The organism is Piscinibacter sp. PDB1-1 (assembly GCF_056675995.1).
The window spans coordinates 52,517-75,665 of record NZ_JBWVZJ010000003.1; the positions used below are offsets into that span (position 1 = coordinate 52,517).

20 protein-coding genes are annotated in these 23,149 nt (G+C 66.7%); 17 read left to right on the forward strand and 3 right to left on the reverse strand.

The features are described 5' to 3' along the window. The first annotated feature begins 17 nt into the window (after nt 1-17). Nucleotides 18-3,647: a DUF748 domain-containing protein gene (locus tag AC1KAR_RS16220; RefSeq protein ID WP_480319546.1), complete on the forward strand. Its 3,630-nt coding sequence runs from the start codon at nt 18-20 to the stop codon at nt 3,645-3,647. A 40-nt stretch (nt 3,648-3,687) separates the two neighbouring features. On the opposite strand, the gene AC1KAR_RS16225 is transcribed toward AC1KAR_RS16220, so the two are convergent. Further along, nucleotides 3,688-4,071 carry a response regulator transcription factor gene (locus tag AC1KAR_RS16225; RefSeq protein ID WP_480319548.1) on the reverse strand — a complete coding sequence of 128 codons (384 nt, stop codon included), beginning with the start codon at nt 4,069-4,071 and terminating at the stop codon, nt 3,688-3,690. 104 nt (nt 4,072-4,175) lie between these two features. Then, nucleotides 4,176-4,745 carry a phasin family protein gene (locus AC1KAR_RS16230; protein ID WP_480319550.1) on the reverse strand — a complete coding sequence of 190 codons (570 nt, stop codon included), beginning with the start codon at nt 4,743-4,745 and terminating at the stop codon, nt 4,176-4,178. Between the two features lie 152 nt (nt 4,746-4,897). On the opposite strand from AC1KAR_RS16230, the gene AC1KAR_RS16235 reads away from it, so the two are divergent. Continuing rightward, nucleotides 4,898-5,224: a hypothetical protein gene (locus tag AC1KAR_RS16235; protein ID WP_480319552.1), complete on the forward strand. Its 327-nt coding sequence runs from the start codon at nt 4,898-4,900 to the stop codon at nt 5,222-5,224. A gap of 21 nt (nt 5,225-5,245) precedes the next feature. Here AC1KAR_RS16235 and AC1KAR_RS16240 read toward each other — a convergent pair whose 3' ends face one another. After that, entirely contained in the window at nt 5,246-6,052 is an 807-nt protein-coding gene (locus AC1KAR_RS16240) for a hypothetical protein (RefSeq protein ID WP_480319554.1), read from the reverse strand. Between the two features lie 197 nt (nt 6,053-6,249). Between AC1KAR_RS16240 and AC1KAR_RS16245 the strand changes: the two genes are divergently transcribed. The 15 genes from AC1KAR_RS16245 to AC1KAR_RS16315 all read left to right on the forward strand — a co-directional run bounded on the left by AC1KAR_RS16245 (nt 6,250) and on the right by AC1KAR_RS16315 (nt 23,066). Next, nucleotides 6,250-6,924, forward strand: coding sequence for a response regulator (locus AC1KAR_RS16245; protein WP_480319556.1), 675 nt, complete (start codon nt 6,250-6,252; stop codon nt 6,922-6,924). Beyond that, nucleotides 6,921-8,729, forward strand: coding sequence for a sensor histidine kinase (locus AC1KAR_RS16250; protein WP_480319558.1), 1,809 nt, complete (start codon nt 6,921-6,923; stop codon nt 8,727-8,729). Before AC1KAR_RS16245 ends, AC1KAR_RS16250 begins: the two co-directional genes overlap by 4 nt. A 139-nt stretch (nt 8,730-8,868) precedes the next feature. Next, entirely contained in the window at nt 8,869-9,867 is a 999-nt protein-coding gene (gene tssA / locus AC1KAR_RS16255; protein ID WP_480319560.1) for a type VI secretion system protein TssA, read from the forward strand. Nucleotides 9,868-9,900: 33 nt separating this feature from the next. Next, nucleotides 9,901-10,413 (forward strand): type VI secretion system contractile sheath small subunit, encoded by a 513-nt coding sequence (gene tssB / locus AC1KAR_RS16260; RefSeq protein ID WP_480319562.1) that lies wholly within the window; start codon nt 9,901-9,903, stop codon nt 10,411-10,413. A gap of 30 nt (nt 10,414-10,443) precedes the next feature. Further along, the gene (tssC, locus tag AC1KAR_RS16265) at nt 10,444-11,937 is read left to right on the forward strand and encodes a type VI secretion system contractile sheath large subunit (protein ID WP_480319564.1); all 1,494 of its coding nucleotides are present in this window, start codon (nt 10,444-10,446) and stop codon (nt 11,935-11,937) included. A 71-nt stretch (nt 11,938-12,008) separates the two neighbouring features. After that, a complete protein-coding gene (locus AC1KAR_RS16270; protein WP_480319566.1) occupies nt 12,009-12,488 on the forward strand; it encodes an Hcp family type VI secretion system effector in 480 nt (159 codons plus the stop codon). A 192-nt stretch (nt 12,489-12,680) separates the two neighbouring features. Beyond that, on the forward strand, nt 12,681-13,190 hold the full coding sequence (locus AC1KAR_RS16275) for a hypothetical protein (RefSeq protein ID WP_480319568.1): 510 nt from the start codon (nt 12,681-12,683) through the stop codon (nt 13,188-13,190). A gap of 37 nt (nt 13,191-13,227) precedes the next feature. Further along, a complete protein-coding gene (locus AC1KAR_RS16280; RefSeq protein WP_480319570.1) occupies nt 13,228-13,746 on the forward strand; it encodes an Hcp family type VI secretion system effector in 519 nt (172 codons plus the stop codon). Between the two features lie 5 nt (nt 13,747-13,751). Beyond that, nucleotides 13,752-14,546, forward strand: a complete 795-nt coding sequence (locus AC1KAR_RS16285) for a type VI secretion system accessory protein TagJ (protein ID WP_480319572.1) — start codon at nt 13,752-13,754, stop codon at nt 14,544-14,546. A gap of 67 nt (nt 14,547-14,613) precedes the next feature. Then, nucleotides 14,614-15,138, forward strand: coding sequence for a type VI secretion system baseplate subunit TssE (gene tssE, locus AC1KAR_RS16290; protein ID WP_480319573.1), 525 nt, complete (start codon nt 14,614-14,616; stop codon nt 15,136-15,138). An 81-nt stretch (nt 15,139-15,219) separates the two neighbouring features. Beyond that, nucleotides 15,220-17,100 carry a type VI secretion system baseplate subunit TssF gene (gene tssF / locus AC1KAR_RS16295; RefSeq protein WP_480319575.1) on the forward strand — a complete coding sequence of 627 codons (1,881 nt, stop codon included), beginning with the start codon at nt 15,220-15,222 and terminating at the stop codon, nt 17,098-17,100. 118 nt (nt 17,101-17,218) lie between these two features. After that, nucleotides 17,219-18,322: a type VI secretion system baseplate subunit TssG gene (tssG, locus tag AC1KAR_RS16300; RefSeq protein ID WP_480319577.1), complete on the forward strand. Its 1,104-nt coding sequence runs from the start codon at nt 17,219-17,221 to the stop codon at nt 18,320-18,322. Then, complete coding sequence (gene tssH / locus AC1KAR_RS16305; RefSeq protein ID WP_480319579.1) at nt 18,315-21,026, forward strand: type VI secretion system ATPase TssH; 2,712 nt, start codon at nt 18,315-18,317, stop codon at nt 21,024-21,026. The genes tssG and tssH overlap by 8 nt, the downstream gene beginning before the upstream one ends. Then, a complete protein-coding gene (locus AC1KAR_RS16310) occupies nt 21,013-22,374 on the forward strand; it encodes a tetratricopeptide repeat protein (protein ID WP_480319581.1) in 1,362 nt (453 codons plus the stop codon). Before tssH ends, AC1KAR_RS16310 begins: the two co-directional genes overlap by 14 nt. Further along, entirely contained in the window at nt 22,371-23,066 is a 696-nt protein-coding gene (locus AC1KAR_RS16315; protein ID WP_480319583.1) for a hypothetical protein, read from the forward strand. Before AC1KAR_RS16310 ends, AC1KAR_RS16315 begins: the two co-directional genes overlap by 4 nt. Nucleotides 23,067-23,149: the final 83 nt, after the last annotated feature.

Below are 23,149 nucleotides of genomic sequence, written 5' to 3' on the forward strand. Positions count from 1 at the left end.
CCACAGCACCTCGCACCATGCTCGCCTCACTTCGCAAGTTCGCGCTCAGCGTACCGGCCCTCATCGTCTTCGGCCTCGTCGCTTTCTATCTGCTGTTTGCCTGGCTCGGCTTCGAGCCCCTCGTGAGATGGCTGGCGCCGAAGATCGTTCAAGACAAGAGCGGGCATCACCTGAGCATCGAGCGGGCGCGCTTCAACCCCTTCTTGCTGGCGGTCAATCTTGAAGGGATTGCCTTCACCGACCCCGGCGGCAAGCCACTCGTGCGCGTCCAGCACGTGCTGGCGGATTTCGACAGCACCGGCAGCATCTTCAAGCGCGCCTTCGTGTTCGACGAGCTGCGCATCAGCCAGCCCACAGTGACGGTCGAGCTGCAGAAGAACGGGCGGCTCAACTGGCTCGACGTGGCCGATGCGTTCGCCGCCAAGGCCGAGCCCGGGCCACCCAAGCCCTCGGAGCCCACACGCTTGCTGTTGCGCCGGCTGCTGATCGAAGCCGGCCGGATCGACCTGATCGACGAACTGGTCGAGGGCGGTTTCCGTACCCAGATCAACCCGCTCAACCTGGACCTGTCTCACCTGTCCACCCTGCCCGAAGACCGAGGTGAACACAGCCTGACAGCCGTCACCGGCATTGGGGCCAAGGTCAAGTGGAAGGGCGAACTCGGCTTGAACCCCGTGGTGGCGAGTGGAGACGTGTCGCTCGACGACGTGTTCCTGGACCGCCTCTGGCCCTACATGCGGCAACGCCTGCGCATCGCGCCGCCGCAAGGCAAGCTCGCCTCCAAGCTGAGCTACCGCGCCACCTACGAGAACAAGGTGTTCGACTTGAAGCTCGATGGCGTGGATGCCAGCCTGGAAAAGCTGGTGCTGCAAGGCGCCAAGGAGAGCCAGCCTTCCATCGCGCTCGATGCCATCCGACTCAAGGGTGGGCGGCTCGACCTGGGCAAGCGCGAGGCGACGCTCGAAAGCTTTGCCATCGATGGCGGCAAGCTCGCGCTCGAACTCGACGAACAGGGCAACCCGAATGTGATGGCCTGGCTGCCGACATCTGCCGCGGCTGCGCCTGCTGTTGCTTCCGAGCCTCCTGCAGCCACACCGCCCGGCGGTCCGGCCTCATCACCTGCATCGGCCGCACCTGCATCGGCCGCACCTGCATCGCCACCCATACCGCCCCCCTCTCCTGCGCCGGCCGCAAGCGGCGCTGACACCGGGGCACCCTGGCGCTTTGCGGTCAACAACGCCGGCGTCGACAAGCTCGCCGTGCGCGTGGTCACGCGCCAGTTCACCGCCCCACTCACCGCCGAGATCGACCAGGCGCAGATAGGCTTCAAGCTCGAAGGCCAATCGGGCGCCGGCCCGCTGGAATTGAATGTCGATGCGCTGGGCGCGAGCGTCGGCCCGGTGCGGCTGGCAAGCGCAGGCATCGATCCGGCGTGGTTCGAGCTCGGCAGCGTCAAGGTGGAAGACGGGCGCTTCTCGCTTGCCAGGAACGACCTCGCGCTGGGCCGCGTGGCCTTGTCCGGTGGCCGAATCCAACTGGTGCACGACGCCCAAGGCGAACTGCCGCTGGCCAAGGCCATGGGGCGTGCCGGGCCACCGAGCCCACCACCCAAGAAGCCGCTGCACTACAAGGTAGCCAAGTTCGAGCTGAGCGACTTCAACGTCGGTATGACAGACGAATCGATCAAGCCCGCGGCCAGCATGGCGCTGGATGACTTGAGCGCCAGCGCCGAAGGCCTGAGCGACGACCCGAAGGCGATGGTGCCGATGCAGCTCAAGACGAAGCTGCATCACGGCGGCCAGTTCGAGGCGGTGGGCAAGGTCGCACCGGCGGCGCCGGCGGCCGACCTGCAGATCAAGCTCAGCAATCTGGCCTTCACGCCCGCTCAGCCCTATGTGGCGCAGCGGACCCACGTGGTGCTTGCGGGCGGTCAGGCGAGCACGCAGGGGCGCCTGCGCTACCAGGACAGCAAGCTGCGCTACGACGGCAACTTTGCGATCCGCGACCTCCTGCTCAACGAAGAGACGAGCAAGGAGCGCTTCCTCGCATGGAAGTCGTTGTCGAGCAATTCGCTCAGCCTCACACAGGATCGGGTGCGGATCGGCGAACTGCTGCTCGACGGCGTCGACGCCAAGCTCGTGATCTACAAAGACCGCTCCATCAACGTCGCCAAGCTCCTCAAGCCCAGCTCGCCACTGGCCGGGCCGGCGGCGGCGGCAAGCGCGCCCCCCGCCAAGGCTTCGGGGGGGCAGGCGCCGGCGTTCCAGGTCGACATCGATCGCATCAAGGTCGCCAAGGGCAAGATGGACTTTGCCGACCTCTCGCTGGCCCTGCCTTTCGGCGCGCTCATCCACGAACTGAACGGGCATGTGAACGGCCTGTCGAGCAAGCCGGGCGGTGCCGCGCAGGTGGAACTCGACGGTCAGGTCGACAAGTACGGCCTCGCACGCGCGGCCGGGCAGATCAACGTGTTCGACCCGACCGGCTACACCGACCTGCGCGTGGTATTCCGCAACGTCGAGATGACCTCGCTCACGCCCTACTCGGCCACCTTCGCCGGTCGCAAGATCCAGTCGGGCAAGCTCTCGCTCGATCTCGAATACAAGATCAAGGATCGCCAGCTTGACGGCAACAACCAGGTGATCATGGACAAGCTGGTGCTGGGCGACAACGTGGACAGCCCCACTGCCACCAAGCTGCCGCTCGATCTGGCGCTGGCACTCCTGCGCGACTCCGATGGCGTGATCGACCTGGGCCTGCCGGTCTCGGGCAGCCTGGATGACCCGAAGTTCAGCTACGGCGCACTCATCTGGAAGGTAATCGTCAATGTGATCACCAAGGTCGTCACCGCGCCCTTCCGCGCATTGGGCTCCCTGCTCGGCGGCAGCGCAGAGACGATGGACAGCATCGCCTTCGAACCCGGCCGGTCCGCGCTGCTGCCACCAGAGCGCGAGAAGCTCGCCAAACTGCCGCCGGCGCTTGCCAAGCGGCCCGGGTTGGTGGTGACGGTTCGAGGTGCCTACGACCCTAACAAGGACAGCAAGGCCATCAAGGAGCTGCGCCTGCGCCGTGCCATCGCCCAGCAAAGTGGCCGCCAGATGGGTCCCGATGAAGACCCAGGCCCGGTGAGTACCGCTCAGCCCGCCACGCGCGAAGCACTCGAGAAGCTCTACAGCCAACGATTCGGCGCCGACGCTCTCGCCTCGCTTCGACAGCAGCACGCGCAGGCCAACCCTCAGGCCGAGCCGGCCGGTGCGGGCGGCCGCATGCTGTCCAGGTTCAAGTCGATGTTCAAAGAGGACTCCCCTCCGCTGAGCGAGGCCGATGCGGCCCGGCTGCGCGGTGCCGACATCTACTCGCTGATGGCGCAGCGGCTTCTGGAAGCCGATGCGGTAGACGATGCCCAGCTGCGTGCGCTCGGTGCGCAACGCGGGCAGGCGATCCAGGCGGAGTTGGTGACGCGCGGGCTGTCGCCCGCGGTCGTTCGAATCGAAGAGGCGCAGGCCAAGGAGAGCGGCGGCGCCACCATCGACGCCACGCTCGGGCTCGATGCGTCGTCTGCTTCGTCCGCGTCTTCCGGCGCGGCGAGCGCACCGGCTGCTGGCCCGCCCGCCTTGGCACCGCTTGCCGCGTCAGCACCCCGCTGAGTCGGCGTTCCGGAGAACCGCCCCCGGGGGGACACGCACCCTACGCGGCCCCCTCCCGCCCGAGGGGCAGCAGCGATTCAATCTGCGCCACGAAGGCTTCCGGCGGGATCGGCATCGCCAAGTAGGCGTCGAAGCCCGACATGGCGGCGGCGCGTTCTGTCTGCCGCACCTCGGCCGTCATCACCGCGACGATCGGGGTGCGTTCGCACGCAGCATCGAGCTTGAGTTGCTCAAGCATGCCGAAGCCCTCGAGAGCGGGAGCGTGCAGGTCACAGATGATGAGATCTGGCCGCTCACGCCGGGCCGCAATGAGCCCGGCGCGGCCGTCGGTCGCGACCGATACGCGGTGCCCGCTGTGTTCGAGCAGGACTTGCGCGATCTCCAGGTTGGAAGCGTCGTCTTCGATGATCAGGATGCGGGCCATGCGGTGAGGGTCCTCACCGCCATTCAAACAGCAGGCAGCGCGCCGCACACCTGTCAAGGTTCTCAGGTGCGCTGCGCTGCAGCATCCGTGGCCGCGCCTTCAGCTCAGTGGAGCGAACCTTCGGCGCGATACATCATGTCCGTCCACTGCTTGCCCAGGTCCTTGCTGACATTGATCCACTGGTTCCAGAGCTGGTTCACATCGCCAATCGGCGGTGCATCCGCGGCGGCCCTTTCGGCCGATCGGGGTGGGGCTGACACCTTTGCAGCGGAAGGAAGCAGCTTGGCCACGTCACCGCCCAGCGTGTTCGCGGCCTGGTTGAGAAGGGTCATGGTGTTGCTCTGCGTCTCGGCGCAGATCGCTGCAACGCGCTGCCAATACCGCCCCGATGCGTCGAGATCGAAGCGCAACAGCTCAACTTGCAAATCGTACAAATCGGCGGGCTTGCGCGCCTTGGCCACCAGCGCCTGGACTTGCTCGTGCCGCTCGTGCGCCTGGTGTGCGGCTTCCATCTGGCATCGACGCAATTCCTCGGCGCCCTGAAGCAGCACATCCGTCAGGCCGATGAAGGCCTGCAACTGATCCTGCGACAGGCTGAGCGCGTTGTCCGCAGCCTCGCCTGTGGCTGTCGTCGCGGGCCTGCTGCCGCCGGCCTTTCCGTTCTTGCTCGCCATGGCGTGCCTCCTGGTTGGTGGGGTGGACCTTTAGTCGTAGTTCAAACAAACCCGATGCGCAAGGGTTGATTGCTTGCCGCGCGGGATCGCGTCAACTATCTTCGGCCTTGCAGTCCGACCGAAGACGCACGCTCACGCTGTTGGAGACAAACATGACAAGCGGAAGCAACGAACGCCCGCCCTCGATGCCGGGCTCGGATCTGATACTTCTCGCGCTCTTTCAGAGCCGCCTGCGCGAGCGATCGCGTGACCTCGAAGGCGTGATCCAGTCCGATGCGCCCCTGCCCCGCATCCGCCGTGCGGAGGCCGCGCTTGCTGCAGTGCACGAGGCGGAACGGCGCATCGGCCATGGCCGCTATGGCCTGTGCGACACCTGCCACGAGCCCATCGGCTGGGACGAATTGCTGCAGTCGCCCGAACAGACCAGCTGCCGCGGTTGCAGCCAGTTCAGCGGCCTCGATGAAACACTTGAGAACTGAGCGGTCAGCTTGGCCGCGCGCTCAACCTTGCCCCATCAAGTAACGGATCAGCTTCCCGCTGATCGGCGTGGGCCGTTGCAGGATCACGGTGTAGAGGTCGATGCTCATCGCGCAGAGCTTGTCGGCATCGGTGCCAGGCGCCTGCGGGTTCTGCATCATGGCCAGCTCGCTGCCGTAGCGACCGGCCAGCGCGTCGAACACCGGTTTCAGGTCGGCCGACACGTCGGCTTCTGTGGGTGCTGGCTGCGGCGTGAGCATGGCGCTGCGAACGACCTGGCTCAGTGCCGCTGTGTCGGCATCAAGCGTGCTGGCCGCCACGTACTTGCTCAGGTCCACGCCCTGCGACGGTCGCGAATAGAGAAAGCGGGCACACAGGCCGGCGCCGCGCTCGCGCAGTTCGCCCATCTCCTGCACCTTGACGCGCATGTACTCCACCGCCGCCTCGTCCGAGGCTTGTGGCAAGCGCTTCTGCACCAGGTTCGTCACCTCGGTGCTCACGCGATCCGTGATCACCGATCGGCTCTGCCCTTCGAGCAGCCAGCTGCGCATGTCATCGGTAAGGCGCGCGTAGGTCGGCGCGTCATGCTTCTTGATGGCCGCGAAGGCCGCGTTGCGCGAGAGCGAGTCGTCGAGCGTGCTGGCGTCGTAGCGCGCCTGCAATGGCGGCAGCGCGAAATGAAACACCGCTGCGCCGAGCACAGCGAGCACCACCAGCACCATCGCCGCGTGTTGCACGCGGTGCTGCCCGCCGCTGCGCAACACGGCGCCAGCCGACACCGCAATCACCGCCAGCAGGAAGGCCGCCATGGCCCAACCGATCCAACCCATCGCTTCGTTCTCCCAAGGTCCCTTGTACCCAGCTGTCAAAGAAGTGTCACACCCCCGGCACGCGGGGCTGTATTCCTAGGGATGCCCATCGCCGCGGGTATCCGTGACCATACCTGCTTCCGTGGTCGCCCCCGGGCGAGCCGTATCCAGTTCACTGACAGTCACAGGGCTCTCACAGCGTGTCGAGAGGTCTCCCCATGAACCATTTGCAGCCGAACTATTCAACGCCGACCACCGGTTCCTTCGCTTCACCCCTGCCGGGTACGGCCAAGGTTCTGATCGTCGATGACCACGCCCTGGTTCGCCTGGGCATCGTCACCAGCCTGAGCGCGCAGCAGAACCCTCCGCTGCAATTGCTCGAAGCCGCCACGCTGAACGACGCGATGACCCTCTATCGCAACGAGCCCGGCATCACGCTCGTGCTGCTCGATCTCAACATGCCCGATTGCAAGGGCCTGCAGGGCCTAAAGCAGTTCCTCGAAGCGTTCCCGCAAGCGCGAGTGGCGATCGTGAGCGGCACGCAAGACGAGTTCGTGATCGGGCAGGTGCGGGCGCTGGGCGCAGTCGGCTACGTGACCAAGGGCCAGGCCCCCACCGCCATGTGCGACACCGTGATGGGCCTCGTCGCATCAGCGCAAGGCGCCATGCCGACCAGCTTCTCGCGCTTCCCGAGTTCATCACGCTACGACCGCGTGGCGGAGCTCGGGCCGCGTCACCTCGAAATCCTCGAACTCGTGCTGTCGGGCTGCTCCAACCAGGAGATCAGCAACGCGACCGGTCTGTCGCTGGGCACGATCAAGAACTATGTGTCCACCATCCTGCTGGCGCTGGATGTGAAGTCGCGCTCGCACCTGATCAGCCTCTTTAGGTGAATTTCAAGCTCTCGCCCTCAACCGGCGCCGGCTCGTCCGACGACGAATCCGAGGAGGGGCCGGAGCGCCGGCGCGAGCGCACCCGCGCCTCGCAACTCATCCGCCTGTTCAAGAACCTTCGCATCGAGCTCGGCGTGTCCGCCAGCCTCGCGGCCGTGTGCTGGCTGGCGTTCGCGCTGGTCTGGCCGCCCGGCCCGCGCCTGTGGGCCTGGGTGCTGCTGGTGCACGGCTCGCAGGCACTGATGGGCTGGCTGGTATGGCGGTACGCCCAGGCGGGCCGCGCCGCATTCGCTCAGGCACAGCGCTGGCTGCGCCGCTACCTGGCCGCCCTGACACTCTCGGCCGTGTGCTGGGGTGCAGCGCCCTGGTTCCTGTTGAACCCCCTGCCCTTCATCCCCTCGCTCATCCCCGCCCTGCCCCTGGTGATGCTGCTGCTCGGGCTGGCTGCGGCTGGCGCGCAAACCGCCGCTTCGTACCGCACGGCGGTGTTCGCCTGGTTGCTGCCGCTGCTATGCCCCCTGATCGCCTTCCTGGCATACGCCGGCACCCAGAGCAGCCTGCTGGCGTCGGGTCTGGTGCTGGCCTTCCTCGGGGCTTGCGTCTACTTCGCGCTGGCGCGACACCGGTTGCTGATGCGCGAGTTGCAGACCAAGCTCGACAACGACACCCTGGTGCGGGCATTGCGGCAGCAGGTGTTCCTGGTGGAACGCGCCAACCGGGAGAAGAGCCGCTTCCTGGCGTCGGCCAGCCATGACCTGCGCCAGCCCATGCACGCGCTGGGTCTGTTCACCGCGACGCTGGAAAAACGCCTTGCCGCCACCCCGCTGCACCCGCTGGTCAAGAACATGATCCGTGCCATCGACGCGCTGGAGCAGAGCTTCACCTCCATGCTCGATATCTCCAAGCTCGATGCCGGCGTGATCGAGGCCAATATGCAGTCGTTCCCCGTGCGCGACCTGTTCCGCGTGCTGCACATGCACTGCGCGGGCCAAGCCGAGGAACTGGGCCTGGGCCTGCGCTTCAAGCCCGGCGGCAAGATCATCATGAGCGACCCGCACCTGCTCGAACGCGTGCTGGCCAACCTGATTCACAACGCCATCCGCTACACCCAGGAGGGCGGCATCGTGGTCGTGGCACGCAACCGTCAGGGCGCCACCAGCATCGAGGTCTGGGACACCGGCATCGGCATCCACGAGGACGAGTTGCCGCGCGTGTTCGACGAGTTCTACCAGGTCGACAACCCCGGCCGTGACCGCTCGCGCGGGCTGGGTATGGGTCTGGCGATCGTCAAGCGACTGGTGGCGCTGATGGGGCACGAATTGGAGGTGGCATCCCGGCCGGGGCGTGGCACGGTGTTTCGCATCCTCATCAAGGCCACCGAGTTCGAGGAGATGGACAGGCTGCTCGTGCCTGCAGACACAGTGCCTTCACCAATCGACTCCGCGCGCACGTTGCTTCTGATTGACGACGAAGAGAGCATCCGCGTGGGCATGAGCGAGCTGCTCCAAACCTGGGGCTACCAGGTCCTCAGCGCCGCCACCATCCAGGAGGCCTGCACCGAGGTGCGGCGCCACGCCGGCGTGATCGACATCGTGGTCTCCGACCTGCGCCTGGCCAACGACGAGGACGGCATCGATGCCATCGAGCGCGTGCGCGGCGTCTACGGCGCCCCGCTGCCCGCGCTCCTGATCACCGGCGACACCTCGCCCGATGAGGTGAAGCGCGTTCACGACAGCGGCCACCCGGTGCTCTTCAAGCCGGTGCGCACCCGCGAGCTGCATGCGGCGTTACGCGGCGTCCCCTGAGTCGCAGCGCAACCCGCTCATCTCGGGGATCGGGCTGACGCTCCTGCGCCAGCGGCAGATGACTTTCGGCTGATGTAAGCCCGGGCGCCGCTCCATACAGTCCGCCCATCGTGACCTACCCTGTCGCCGAGCGCATCGCATGAACGCCCTCCCCGTCGAAGACTTGCTGGCCTCGCTCGGCGACGGATCCCCCTGCGGTGCCGACCTGTCCTACGACCCGGCCTTCCTGGCGCTCGAAGAAGCCGCACGCCGCAGGGCCGAGCAGCAGTTCGGCGACACCGTCATTCCGGCCGAAGAGCCGGATTGGCGTTCGGTGCACGAACAAGCCCTCGAACTCGCGCGCCGCACGCGCGACCTGCGGGTGGCCGTGCTGCTGGCGCGGGCCGGTGCCCGCCTGGATGGCGCCAGTGCCTTCGCAAGCGGGCTCGCGTTGGTCGCCGGCCTGCTCGAGCACCACTGGGAGCATGTCTACCCCGCGCTCGACGCCGACGACAACAACGACCCCACGATGCGGCTGAACGCGCTGGCGCCGCTCGTCGACGCCGACGGCGGCCTGGCCGACCTGCGCGCGGCCACCATCGGCAGCGCAAGGCCCGCGATCACCGTTCGCCAGATCGAGCTCGCAGCGGGCCGCGCCGATCCCCTGCCCGGCGAAACGCCTCTCTCCGCCGAGGGCGTGCAGCAAGGCTTGCAGGCCGCCGAAGCGCACACCCCCGGACTGCTGGCCACGCTGCAACAGACCTACGCCGACGCCAGGCGCATCGAAGCCGTGCTCAGCAGCAAGGTGCCAGGCCAAGGCCCCGAGCTGCGCCCGCTCATCGCGCTGACGCAGTTGATGTCCAACGCCGCCGTGCAGGCGTCGGGCGGCACCGCCGACACGCTCGCCCCGGCTGACGCGCCTGTGGCCAGCACCACCGCGCGCGCCGCACCCGGCGCCTTGCAAAGCCGCGAAGACGTCATGCGCCTGCTCGATCGCGCCTGCGAATGGCTGGAGCGAAACGAGCCCACCAACCCTGCCCCCTTGCTCATCCGGCGCGCCCAGCGGCTGATGGGCAAGAGCTTTCTCGAAATCATCAGAGACCTGGCGCCTGCCGGCATCGACCAGATCGAAAACATCGCCGGCAACTCAAACCCGTAGTCACTTCTTCATCCAGCGCAGAGGAGTTTCATCATGGCCACCAGCAGTCAGAAGTTCATTGCCCGCAACCGCGCACCACGCGTCCAGATCGAATACGACGTGGAGCTCTACGGCGCCGAGAAGAAGGTGCAACTGCCCTTCGTGATGGGCGTGCTGTCCGACCTGTCTGGCAAACCGACCGAGCCGCTGCCGCCGGTGGCCGAGCGCAAGCTGCTCGACTTCGATGTCGACAACTTCGACAGCCGCATGAAGTCCATGAAGCCGCGCGTGGCCTTCCAGGTGCCCAACACGCTCACCGGCGAAGGCAACCTCTCGGTCGACATCACCTTCGAGAACATGGACGACTTCTCGCCCGCTGCCGTGGCACGCAAGGTCGACTCCCTGAATCAGCTGCTCACCGCGCGCCAGCAGCTCTCCAACCTCATCACCTACATGGATGGCAAAACGGGTGCCGAGGAACTGCTCGCCAAGGTCATCTCCGACCCCGCGCTGCTCAACAGCCTGGCCTCTGCCAAGAAGGCCACCGACGAACCCAAGGCCGAGTAAGCCCACGACAAGAACCCACGGAGAACCGACATGGCAGAAGCACAAGGTCAATCGTCCGCCCTGCAGGGCCTGGAGTTCCAGGGCGGCGACTTCGCGAGCCTCCTGAACAAGGAGTTCAAGCCCAAGAGCGACGAGGCCAAATCGGCCGTCGAGAACGCCGTTCTCACGCTGGCGCAGCAGGCGCTCTCGAACACGCAGGTGATCGGCAGCGACGTCATCGCATCGATCGAAGCCATGATCGCCGAGCTCGACCAGAAGCTCAGCTCGCAGATCAACCAGATCCTGCATCACCCCGATTTCCAGCAGATCGAGAGTGCCTGGCGCGGCCTGCATCACTTGGTGAACAACACCGAGACCGACGAGATGCTGAAGATCCGCGTGATGAACATCAGCAAGAACGAGCTCGGCAAGACGCTCAAGCGCTACAAGGGCACCGCCTGGGACCAGAGCCCGATCTTCAAGAAGGTCTACGAAGAAGAGTTCGGTCAGTTCGGTGGCGAGCCCTTCGGCTGCCTGGTCGGCGACTACTACTTCAACCAGAGCCCGCCCGACGTGGAGCTGCTGGGCGAGATGTCAAAGGTAGCTGCGTCGGCGCACACGCCCTTCATCGCGGCAGCCGACCCGGCTCTCATGCAGATGGGCTCGTGGCAGGAGCTTGCCAACCCGCGTGACCTCACCAAGATCTTCACCACGCCCGAGTACGCCGCCTGGCGTTCGCTGCGCGAATCCGAAGACTCACGCTATGTGGGCCTGGCCATGCCGCGCTTCCTGGCACGCATCCCCTACGGCGCCAAGACCAACCCGGTGGAGGAGTTCAGCTTCGAGGAAGAAACGGCCAACGCCGACCACACCAAGTACACCTGGGCCAACTCGGCGTACGCGATGGCGGTCAACATCAACCGCTCGTTCAAGATGTACGGCTGGTGCTCGCGCATCCGCGGCATCGAATCCGGCGGCGCCGTCGAGGGCCTGCCCACGCACACCTTCCCGACCGACGACGGCGGTGTCGACATGAAGTGCCCGACCGAGATCGCCATCAGCGACCGGCGCGAGGCCGAATTGGCCAAGAACGGTCTGATGCCGCTGGTGCACCGCAAGAACTCCGATTTCGCGGCCTTCATCGGCGCGCAGTCGCTGCAAAAGCCCGCGGAGTACGACGACCCAGATGCCACGGCCAATGCCAACCTCGCCGCACGCCTGCCCTACCTCTTTGCGACCTGCCGCTTCGCGCACTACCTGAAGTGCATCGTGCGAGACAAGGTGGGCTCCTTCAAGGAGCGTGACGACATGTCCAAGTGGCTCAACAGCTGGATCATGAATTACGTGGATGGCGACCCCGCCAACTCGTCTGAAACCACCAAGGCCCAGAAGCCACTGGCCGCCGCCGAGGTGGTGGTCGAAGACATCCCCGGCAACCCCGGCTACTACAGCTCGAAGTTCTTCCTGCGGCCGCACTACCAGCTCGAAGGGCTGACGGTGTCGCTGCGACTGGTTTCCAAACTGCCCTCACAAAAGCAGGCCTGATTGACGTCGATTCCCGCGCACTACGCGTCCCGATACCAGCACATCGCAATTCAGACTAAGGAGATTCCATCATGACGATCGATTGCCATATCAAGTTCGACGGCGTCGAAGGCGAAGCCACCCACAAGGACCACAAGGGTGAGATCGAGGTTCTGTCCTGGAGCTGGGGCGCCACCCAGGCCACGGGCGCTGCCAGCGGCGGTGGCTCGGGCAAGGGCAAGGCGACCGGCGCCGACTTCAACTTCATGCACATCTATGACAAGGCTTCGCCCGTTCTGGCCAAGCAATGCGCCTCCGGCAAGCACTTCAAAGATGCCAAGCTGACCGCCCGCAAATCCGGCGAAGGCCAGAAGGACTTCCTCGTGATCACCCTGAAAGAGGTCTTCATCACGAGCGTGCAGCCCGCAGGATCTTCGGGCGGCGACATCGTGGAGTCGGTGTCCATGTCGTACAAGGACATCGAGTTCGCCTACAAGCCGCAAGACGACAAGGGCGGCCTGGGCGGTGAAGTCAAGTTCGGCTGGAACATCGCGACCACCGAAATCCGCTGAGCGGCCACGCCGAGGCCGACCGCAGCCGCCACTCGGCGCAGCTGTCGGCCCAGGCGGCCCTGCAAACCCCGCTCCTTGCCGCGTGGCGCGGTGCGCATGGCTCCGCGTGGCCGCGCACGACCATCAGAAGGCAAGCGAGCAATGCTCGACCCACCGCTGCGCAATGCAGTCGGCCCATCCCGGAGACCAGGAATGGCCAAGATTTTCAGTTCAACCAACAACTTCAGCTCGCTCCAGAGCCAGGGCGGTGGTAACACCACGGCCCAGCGCGCGGGCATCTGCGCAGCGCTCACCTCGCTGTGGTGCATGCACATGCTCGAAGGCAAGCGCGACCTGTTGACCAAGCCCTCTTATGAACGCGCGCAAGCCCTGCAGGTGCTCTACCGCTGGGACCCGGCCGGGGGCGGCCAGGATTCCGTCAACCTGCTCTCGCGCATTGGCGTGCAGGGCAGCATCGACTTCAACAACACCGGCACCGACGTGGCGCTGACGTACATCGAGGCCCACCCCGGCGTCTACCGCCTCGGCACCGGTGCGCACGCCATCGGCGCGGCGATCGTCAACAACATGTACTACTTCTACGACTGCGACGAGAACGGCGCGGGCGGCCTGTACGGCTTCGACACCGCCGCAGATTGGCGCGCACTGGTCAACCAGCACTACGCGGGAGAGTCGCTGCGGGGCATCTCGACCACGATGTGAACACCGCCCGCCCGCGACCCACCGAAGGAGCACCGCCATGCCTGTGAGCATCCCTGAGCTGACCACATCCACGCCCGGCAGCAGCGACATCTTCCTGCACGTGCAGACCAAGCGGGCCGGCAAAGTCAAGGGCGAGGCCACGTCGCCTGGCCACGAGGACGACATCGTCATCAAGGGCTGGAGCTGGGGTGTAGCGGCCTCGTCGGCGCTCGGTACCGCGCAGGCCACCGGGCGCCGAGCCTACAAGGGCTTGACGGTCGTCAAGCAGATCGACGCATCCACCACAGCGCTGATGGCCGCACTCGCCACCAACGACGAGGTGAAGGAAGCCAAGCTGACCATGCGCAAAGCTGGCGCAGAACAGATCGACTTCTTCCTCGTCACGCTGGAGAAGGCCCGCGTGACGGCCATCGACCACGCGACCGACCCTCAAGGCAACACCTTCGAGACGGTGACCTTGCAGTTCCAGAAGGTCTCGGTGGAGTACCGGCCACAGAGAACCGCCGGCGGGCGCAGCGGCTCGATGACTTTCGACGACGAAATCCTGCCGGCCTGAGCACCATGGCCAGCCCCCAAGACCTTCTCGCGGCGGGCGACCCGCATGCCGCCCTCCAGGCCCTGCAGCAGCAGGTGCGCGACAAGCCCGGCGACGCGAAGCTACGCGTGTTTCTCTTCCAGTTGCTGAGCGTGCTCGGCCAGTGGGAACGCGCGATGGCGCAACTCGACGTCTGCGGCGAACTCGACCACGGCACGCTCGCCATGGTCAACACCTACCGCGAAGCCATCAAGTGCGAAGCGGTTCGCACGGCAGTGTTCACCGGCAAGACGACGCCGGTGGTCTTTGGGCAACCCGCCGCCTGGGTCGCAATGCTGATCGAAGCGCTGGCGCAAGACAGCCAAGGCCACCCTGAGCAAGCGCAGCGCCTGCGGGCCGATGCCTTCGAGCAGGCGCCCACCACCGCCGGCAGCATCAATGGAGACGCCTTCGACTGGATCGCCGACGCCGACTCGCGCCTGGGCCCGGTGCTCGAGGTCGTGCTGAACGGTCGCTACACCTGGGTGCCGTTCAACGCGCTGGCGGCCGTCACCGTCGAGCCGCCCGAGGATCTGCGCGACATGATCTGGGCGCCCGCGCACCTGACCTTCAGCAACGGCGGCGATTCTGTCGCGCTGGTGCCCACCTGCTACCCCGGCACCCGCGAGCACCCCGACGGCAAACTCAAGCTCGCACGCGCGACCGAGTGGCTGCCTTGCGGCCCCGACCAGTACGCCGGACTCGGCCAGCGCGTGCTCTCGACCAGCAGCGCCGAACTCGGCCTGCTCGAAGTGCGCGAGATCAAGCTCGCGGCCGCATGACCAGGTGCGCCGCTGCCGCAGCGAGCGGGTCTTCCCAGGGAACGCACCCGCTCGGCAGGCTGCCGCCATGAACCTGCGCGATCGGCTGCAACCGGCGCTGCTCGATCGGCTCACCGACCTCGCCCCCCACACGCGCGTGGAAGGCGAAGACGCCAGCGTCATGACCAAATCGCAGATCCGCGAGGCGGTGCTGCGCGATCTGTCGTGGCTTCTGAACTCGGTTCAGCCGCTGGGCGAAACGGTGTCGCGCCAGTTCCCGCGTGCGGCGGAGTCGGTCCTGAACTTCGGGCTGCCCGCCATGTCGGGGCAGTTGGCGTCGCGCGTTGACGTGACGCAACTCGAACGCGCCATCAAGCAAGCCATCCTGCGCTTCGAGCCGCGCGTGATGGAGGACTCCCTGCAGGTCAAGGCACTCGAAGCCTCCAGCGTCCTCGACACGCACAACGTGATCGAGTTCGAGATCCGCGGCTTCATGTGGGCGCAGCCCGTGCCGCTCGAATTGCTGTTGCGCACGCAACTCGATCTCGAGGCCGGCCAGGTGGAAGTGCGCGACGCGGCCAGCGGCACGGTCAGCCGCCATGGGCCGCGCTGAGGTGGAGCGTGTGACCAAAGTAGCTGGCCTTTGATACCCCGAAGCACAGAATCGATCCGCAGCACCACGCACGACTCCTCGATGGACCCGAACCTCCTCCGCCACTACAACGACGAGTTGACGCACCTGCGCGAGGTGGGCGCCGAGTTCGCGCAGGAGTTCCCGAAGATCGCGGCGCGCCTCTCGCTCGACGGCCTGGAGGTGACAGACCCCTACGTCGAGCGCCTGCTCGAAGGCTTCGCGTTTCTGGCCGCGCGCATTCAACTCAAGCTCGATGCCGAGCACCCGCGCCTGATCCAGCACCTGCTCGAAACGGTGTACCCGGGGTTCCTGTCCCCCGTGCCTTCGATGATGGTGGCGCGCATGCGCCCCGACCCGCTCGACCCGAACCTGGCGCGCGGCTTCACGCTCAAGCGTGGCAGCGCGCTCACGAGCGAACTCACGCGCGGGCAGAACACGCGCTGCGAGTTCCGTACGGCGCATGAGGTCACGCTCTGGCCGATCGACATCGAGTCGGTGCAGTACTTCACCCACGCGCCCGACCTGCCGCTCACTCACCTGCCAGTGGCGCGCCAGTTGCGCGGTGGCCTGCGAATCAAGTTGAAGCTGCACGGCGGGCTGAAGTTCAAGCAGATCAAGCTCGACCGCCTGCCCTTCTACATCTCGGCCCCCGATGACGTGGCCTTCCGCCTGCACGAGCTGGTGCTGGGCAACACGGCCGGCACCTGGGTCGCTCCGGCCGCAAGCGCTGGCCGCCCGCGCAGCCCCGCCAGCGCGTTCGCTGATGGCGACTCCGTGCAGCCGGTGGGCTTTGCCGACGACCAGGCCCTGCTGCCCGAAACCCTGCGCGGATTCAGCGGGCACCGCCTGCTGCAGGAGATGGCGGCCATGCCACATCGCTTTCTGTTCTTCGAAGTGCAGGACCTGGCGCGCCGCCTGGCCGCTGTCGACGGCGCAGAAGCCGAGATCGTTCTACTTTTCACGCGCGGGGAGGCCGCCCTTGAATCGCTGGTGGACGCCGGCAGCCTCGCGCTCTTTTGTACCCCCGCCGTCAACCTTTTCCCCAAGCGGCTGGATCGCATCCAGCTCGGCCCGGGCCAGTGGGAGCACCACGCGGTGCCCGACCGGACTCGGCCGATGGACTATGAAGTCCACACCCTGGAATCGGTGACGGGTTATGGCATCGCCCAGGTGGCCGAGCAGCGCTTTCTGCCGCTGTATGCGAGCTACCACGACGGGCCGGCCAACCACGCCGCGTACTACACCGTTCGGCGCGAGCCGCGCCTGCTGTCGTCGCGGCAGCGCCAGGAGGGCCCACGGTCTGCCTACGTGGGCCAGGAGGTCTTCGTCTCGCTGGTCGACCCCAGCAGCGCGCCCTACCGCGAAGACATCCGCCAGTTGTCGCTCGCCGCGCTCGTCACCAACCGCGACCTGCCCACCCTGCTGCCGGGCAGCGCCACCACCTGGACGCTCGACGGCGCCGGAACCGCCGGCCGTGTGGAGACGCTGCGCGGCCCGACCCGACCGGTGCAGCGCCTGGCGCGTGGCGACGTGGGCTGGTCCATGGTCAGCCTGTTGACGCTCAACTACCTCAGCATTGCCGGTGAAGACCCCAAGCGCGCCGCCGCGTCGCTGCGCACCCTGCTCGCACTGCACGGGCCGGAGCAAGACGTGGCCTGGAGCAAGCAAGTCGAGAGCGTGCAGTGGGTCGAAGCCAAATCAGTGGTGCGACGCCTGCCCTTCCCCGGGCCGCTGACGTTTGGCTGCGGCGTGGAGGTGACGGCGCTGGTCGATGAACTCGGCTTCCAGGGCTCCAGCGCCTTTCTTCTGGGCCAGGTGCTCGATCGCTTCTTCGCACGCCACGCCACCGTCAACAGCTTTTGCGAGACGGTGCTGCGCTCCGCGGCGCGCGGCGAAATCATGCGATGCAAACCGCGCATTGGTACCCACGCAGTTCTATGAGCCCCCCAGTCGCTTCGCTCCTGCCCCCGAGGGGCGCCACCCATCGGCCCGGGAGACCCGTGCCTTGGGCGTTGCTTGGGGGGCGCTTTGCTTCGCTCGCGCTATCTGAGGTGCACCAGTGAGTTCGTCGGGCGTCACCGGCGGCCTGCGTCAGCTTCATGAACAGCGGCAGCGGCTGTTCAAGCGGTTGGCTGCCGAGCCGTGGGGGCATGACTTTTTCGCGGTGCTGCGGCAGATCGACGCGTTGTCGCCCGACGCGCCGCGCCTGGGTCGTGCGCTGAGGCCGAGCGCCGAGGCCATCCGCCTTGGCCAAGACCCTGAGCTGGATTTCGCGCCGGCGAACCTGATGTCGTTCAAGCCGGGCGGCAAGACGCCACCGCGCCTGGCATCGCGCGCCCTCGGGTTGTTCGGGCCGATGGGGCCGTTGCCACTGCACATGACGGAGTACGCACGCGACCGCATGCGCAACCACGGCGACGCGACCATCGCGCGGTTTGCCGATGTCTTCCATCACCGGGCCCTGTTGCTCTTCTACCGCGCCTGGGCGCAGAGCCAACCTGCGGTGCATGCCGACCGGCCCACTGACGATCAGTTCGCCAAATGGGTCAGCGCGCTGTTCGGTCAGACGCCCATGCCCCTGCGCCAGCGCGACGCGGTGCCAGATGCCGCCAAGCGCCACGCTGCCGGCCACCTGGCGCGGCCCACGCGCAACCCGGAGACGATCTCGAAGGTGCTGCGCCAGTACTTCCAGGTGCCGATCCGCGTCGAGCCGTACGTGGGCCACTGGATGACCTTGCGAGCCGAAGACCGCAGCCGCCTCGGGCGCCCCGGCGCCCGGCGCAGTGCACCGCTGGGTGTCTCGGTGGTGGCGGGCAGCAAGGTGTGGGATCGCCAGTACAAGCTGCGCTTGCACATTGGCCCGCTCACGCTGGCGCAGTACCGGCAGTTCCTGCCCGGTCAGCCCGCGTTGGTGGAGCTGCGCGACTGGATGCGCCAGCTCGTCGGCTTCGACATGCTCTGGGACACGCAACTCGTGCTGCAGGGCCAGGAGGTGCCGCCACTCGGGCTCGACCGCCGCGCCATGCTCGGGCGCACCACCTGGCTGGGGCGCAAGACCCCCCACCCAGACCGAGGCGAGTTGCGACTGCACCCGCACAACATCCGTCACGCCGGCCCACGCCCGGATGACCAGTCCGTATCACCGGGAGTCCACCATGGCTGAAATCAGTCGCGCCGCGCTGTTCGGAAAGCTCAACCCGCTCTCCTACAAGGCCATCGAAGGCGCCACCGTGTTCTGCAAGCTGCGCGGCAACCCGTATGTGGAGCTGCAGCACTGGCTGTTCCAGATCCTGCAGAACCAGGACTCCGACCTGCACCGCATCGCCAAGCACTACGGCATGGATGCGTCCAACCTGGTGGCCGATCTGCAGAACTCGCTGGACCGGCTGCCGCGAGGCGCGTCGTCCGTGACCGACCTGTCCAGCTTCGTCGAAGACGCCGTCGAGCGCGGCTGGGTGTATGGCTCGCTGATGTTCGGTGGCACACAGGTGCGCACCGGATTCCTCATCGTCGGCCTGCTCAAGACCAAGAACCTGCGCAATGTGCTGATGAGCATCAGCAAGCAGTTCGAGCGCATCCAGACCGACGAGCTGACCGAGAACTTCCTGAAGATCGTGGCGGGCTCACCCGAAGACCAGCAGGCCGCCAGCGAAAGCGGTGCCGCGCCCGGCGAGGCGAGTGGCGCCATCGCGCCGGCCGCCATGGGCAAGCAGGAGGCGCTGAAGAAGTTCACCACCGACCTGACCGAGCAGGCGCGCGGCGGCAAGATGGACCCGATCGTCGGGCGCGACGACGAGATCCGCCAGGTCGTGGACATCTTGATGCGCCGCCGCCAGAACAACCCCATCCTCATCGGCGAGGCCGGCGTGGGCAAGACGGCGGTGGTCGAAGGCTTCGCGCAGCGCATCGCACGCGGCGACGTGCCGCCTTCGCTCAAAGAGGTGGAGTTGCGCGTGCTCGACGTCGGCCTGTTGCAGGCCGGCGCCAGCATGAAAGGCGAGTTCGAGCAACGCCTGCGTTCCGTCATCGACGAGGTGCAGGCAAGCCCCAAACCGATCATCCTGTTCATCGACGAAACCCACACCCTGGTGGGCGGCGGTGGCGCGGCGGGCACCGGCGATGCGGCCAACCTGCTCAAGCCGGCGCTCGCGCGTGGCCAGCTGCGCACCATCGGCGCCACCACATTCGCCGAGTACAAGAAGCACATCGAGAAGGACCCGGCGCTCACGCGGCGCTTTCAGAGCATCACGGTCGACGAGCCCGACGAGCCGCGCGCCATTCTGATGATGCGTGGCGTGGCCTCCACGATGGAGAAGCACCACAAGGTGCAGATCCTCGACGAAGCGCTCGAAGCCGCGGTGAAGCTGTCGCACCGCTACATCCCGGGCCGCCAGCTGCCCGACAAATCGGTCAGCCTGCTCGATACCGCCTGCGCGCGCGTGGCGGTAAGCCTGCACGCCACGCCGGCCGAGGTGGACGACTGCTCGCGCCGCATCGAAGCGCTGGAGGTCGAGCGCGGCATCATCGCCCGCGAAGGCGCCATCGGCATTGAAACGGGCAAGCGCGCTGCCTTCGTCGAAGAGCAACTCGGCACCGAGCGTGCACGCCTCGACAAGCTGCAGACCCGCTGGCAGAGCGAGAAGGCGTTGGTCGACAAGCTGCTCGACCTGCGCGCTACGCTGCGCGGGGCGGTCGAACCTGTCGAAGGCACCGGCAGCAAGCTGGAGAAAGGTGCGGCACAGGCGGCGGCCGATGTGCCCAGGCTGTCAGACGCCGAGCGTAGTGCCGCCCTCGACGCGCTGAAGAAGGTGCAAACCGAACTCGCGGCTTTGCAAGGCGAAAGCCCGTTGATCCTGCCCACCGTTGACTACCAGGCCGTGGCCAGCGTCGTGGGCGACTGGACCGGCATCCCCGTGGGCCGCATGGCCGCCAACGAGATCGAGACGGTGCTCAACCTCGCCCGGAACCTGGGCGAGCGCGTGATCGGGCAAGACCACGCGATGGACATGATCGCCAAGCGCATCCAGACCTCGCGCGCGATGCTCGACAACCCGAGCAAACCGATCGGCGTCTTCATGCTCGCCGGCACCTCCGGTGTGGGCAAGACCGAGACCGCGCTCGCGCTGGCCGAAGCGCTCTACGGCGGCGAGCAGAACGTCATCACCATCAACATGAGCGAGTACCAGGAGGCGCACACCGTCTCCACACTCAAGGGCTCGCCGCCCGGCTACGTGGGCTATGGCGAAGGCGGCGTGCTCACCGAGGCCGTGCGCCGCCGGCCCTACAGCGTGGTGCTGCTCGACGAGGTGGAGAAGGCCCACCCCGACGTGCACGAACTCTTCTTCCAGGTGTTCGACAAGGGTTGGATGGAAGACGGCGAAGGCCGCCTCATCGACTTCAAGAACACGATCATCCTGCTGACCAGCAACGCCGGCAGCGAGATGATCATGAACCTGTGCAAGGACCCGGAGCTGATGCCCTCGCCCGATGCCATCTCCAAGGCGCTGCGCGAGCCGCTGCTCAAGGTCTTCCCGGCTGCGCTGCTCGGGCGCATCGTGACGATCCCGTATTACCCGCTGTCCGAGGAGATGATGGGCCGCATCGTCAAGCTGCAACTCAACCGCATCAAGAAGCGCGTCGAGGCCAACCACGACGTGCCCTTCTCGTACGACGACGAGGTGGTCAAGCTCGTGGTGAGCCGCTGCAACGAGGTGGAAAGCGGCGGTCGCGTGATCGACTCGCTGCTCACCAACACCGTGCTGCCGCGCATCAGCCACGAGTACCTCACGCGGCTGGCGAGCGGCAAGCCGATCGGCCAGGTGGCGCTGAGCGTGGCCGAGGGCGAATTCGCGTATGCGTTCGACTGACACAGCCGCCCGCCGCCCCCTGAGCGGCGCCGCACGCCTAGCGCAGCAGCAGATGCTGCAGCGCGCGATCTTCCTGCTGCGCGACAAGAAGCTCGACGCCGCCGAACCCGCACTGCGCGCCGTGCTGCAACGATGGCCCGGCCAACCCGATGCCCTGCACTTCCTGGGCGTGCTTGAACACAGCCGCGGCCACAGCGACGTGGCACTCTCTCTGATCCGCCAGGCGATCGATCACCTGCCGGGGCAGCCGGGCCCACTCAACAACATGGGCAACGTGCTGGTCGAAACCCAGCGCTACGACGAGGCCGTGGACGCCTACCGGCAGAGCCTGGCACTCGATCCCGACAACGTCGACGCGCTCAACAACCTCGCCACCATGCTGCGCAAGCGCGGCGAGCACCCCGAGTCGGAAGCGCTGTGCCGCAAGGCGCTGGCCCTCTCCGGCGACTTTGCACAGGCTTGGTACAACCTTGCGCTCACGCTCCTGGAGCAAGGCCGCATCGACGAAGGCCTGACCGCACACAGCCAGGCCGTGGTGCGCTGGCCGCGCCATCTGCAGGCGCGCAACGCCGTGCCCAAGGCGCTGGCCCGCCTCGGCCGCCTGGACGAGGCGGCCCGCCTGTACCGTGAATGGCTGCAGGCCGACCCCGACAACCCGGTCATCAAGCACCATCTCGCCGCCTGCGAAGCGCAGAACATTCCCGAACGTGCGAGCGACGCCTATGTGGAGCGCACCTTCGACGCCTTCGCGGCGAGCTTCGACGCCAACCTCAGCGCGCTGGGCTACCGCGCACCACAACTTGTGGCGGACCTGCTCGCCACGCTGCTGCCCCCGCCGGAGCGCCAGTTCGACATCCACGACCTTGGCTGCGGCACCGGCCTGTGCGGCCCGATGGTGCGCGAGTGGGCGCGCGACCTGAGCGGCTGCGACCTTTCCCAAGGCATGCTCGCGCGCGCCGAACGGCGTGGCGTGTACGACAGCCTGCACCACGCCGAACTCGTGCGCTACATGCGCTCGCACCCATCGAGCTATGACGCACTCATCTGCGCCGACACGCTCTGCTACTTCGGAGAGCTACATGAAGCCATGCTGGCCGGGGCCAGTGCCATGCGCCCCGGAGGCTTCTACACCTTCACCGTCGAGGCCGCCTCCGCGGACGATCCACGGCCGTACGTGTTGCAAACCAGTGGCCGCTACGCTCATGCGCGCAGCTATGTCGAAGAGTGCCTCGCGCACGCTCAACTCGAGATCCGCCACATCGGTCAGCAGGTATTGCGCATGGAAGGCGGCCAGCCCGTGATGGGTTGGTTGGTGGCATGCGCCAAGCCCCGGAGGGCGGCTTCATGATCGTCTACGTGTCGTCCCGAGAGATGTCCGACGCCGGGATCACGTTTCGCCGCCACACCAGCGTGCGCGCCGACGTCGCCCACGTCACCCTGCCGCGCATTGCCGGCAGCGGCGACCTGATCACCCGCATCACCGAGCCGTTGGCCGGCCACGGGTCCTTGTACCTGCTCGTCATCAACTGCCACGGCGTCAATCAGCCTGACATTGGCAACGTCGGACTCAAGCTCGGGAGCGGCCCCCTTGCCGAAACCGGCCTGCTCACCCGCCCCATGCTGGGCCTCTTCTCGGCACTCACGCCGTGGTTCAGCGAGGGCAATCAAGGCATCGAGATACACGCCTGCCAGATGGCGCGCGGACTCGAAGGCCGGCTCTACTGCCAGGCTTTGGCCAACGCCGCACAAGCGAAGGTATACGCCGCGCTGGATCCCCAGGTGGGCGCCGTCATCGGGGTCCCAGACGACAGCCCCTGGCACTGGCCGGCACGAGCACTGGGTTACTGGGGCCCGGACAGTTGGGGCTACTTCGAAGGTCCCACGCTTTGTTTCGACCCCGGCGCGCTGAACCCACATGACGCGGCAACGGAGCTGGCCGCGCGCGGCGCCTGGCGGCGCGGCACACCTGCGGTCTACACGCCACACGACGTGGACGTCTACGAACTGGACGTACCACTGGCCGAACCGGACGTCGATTGAGACCCACGAGCAGCCAACACGAACCCATGACTTTGGTCGCTTTACGCCTTCACGGCAAAGATCAAACATAGCCCCGCGGTGGC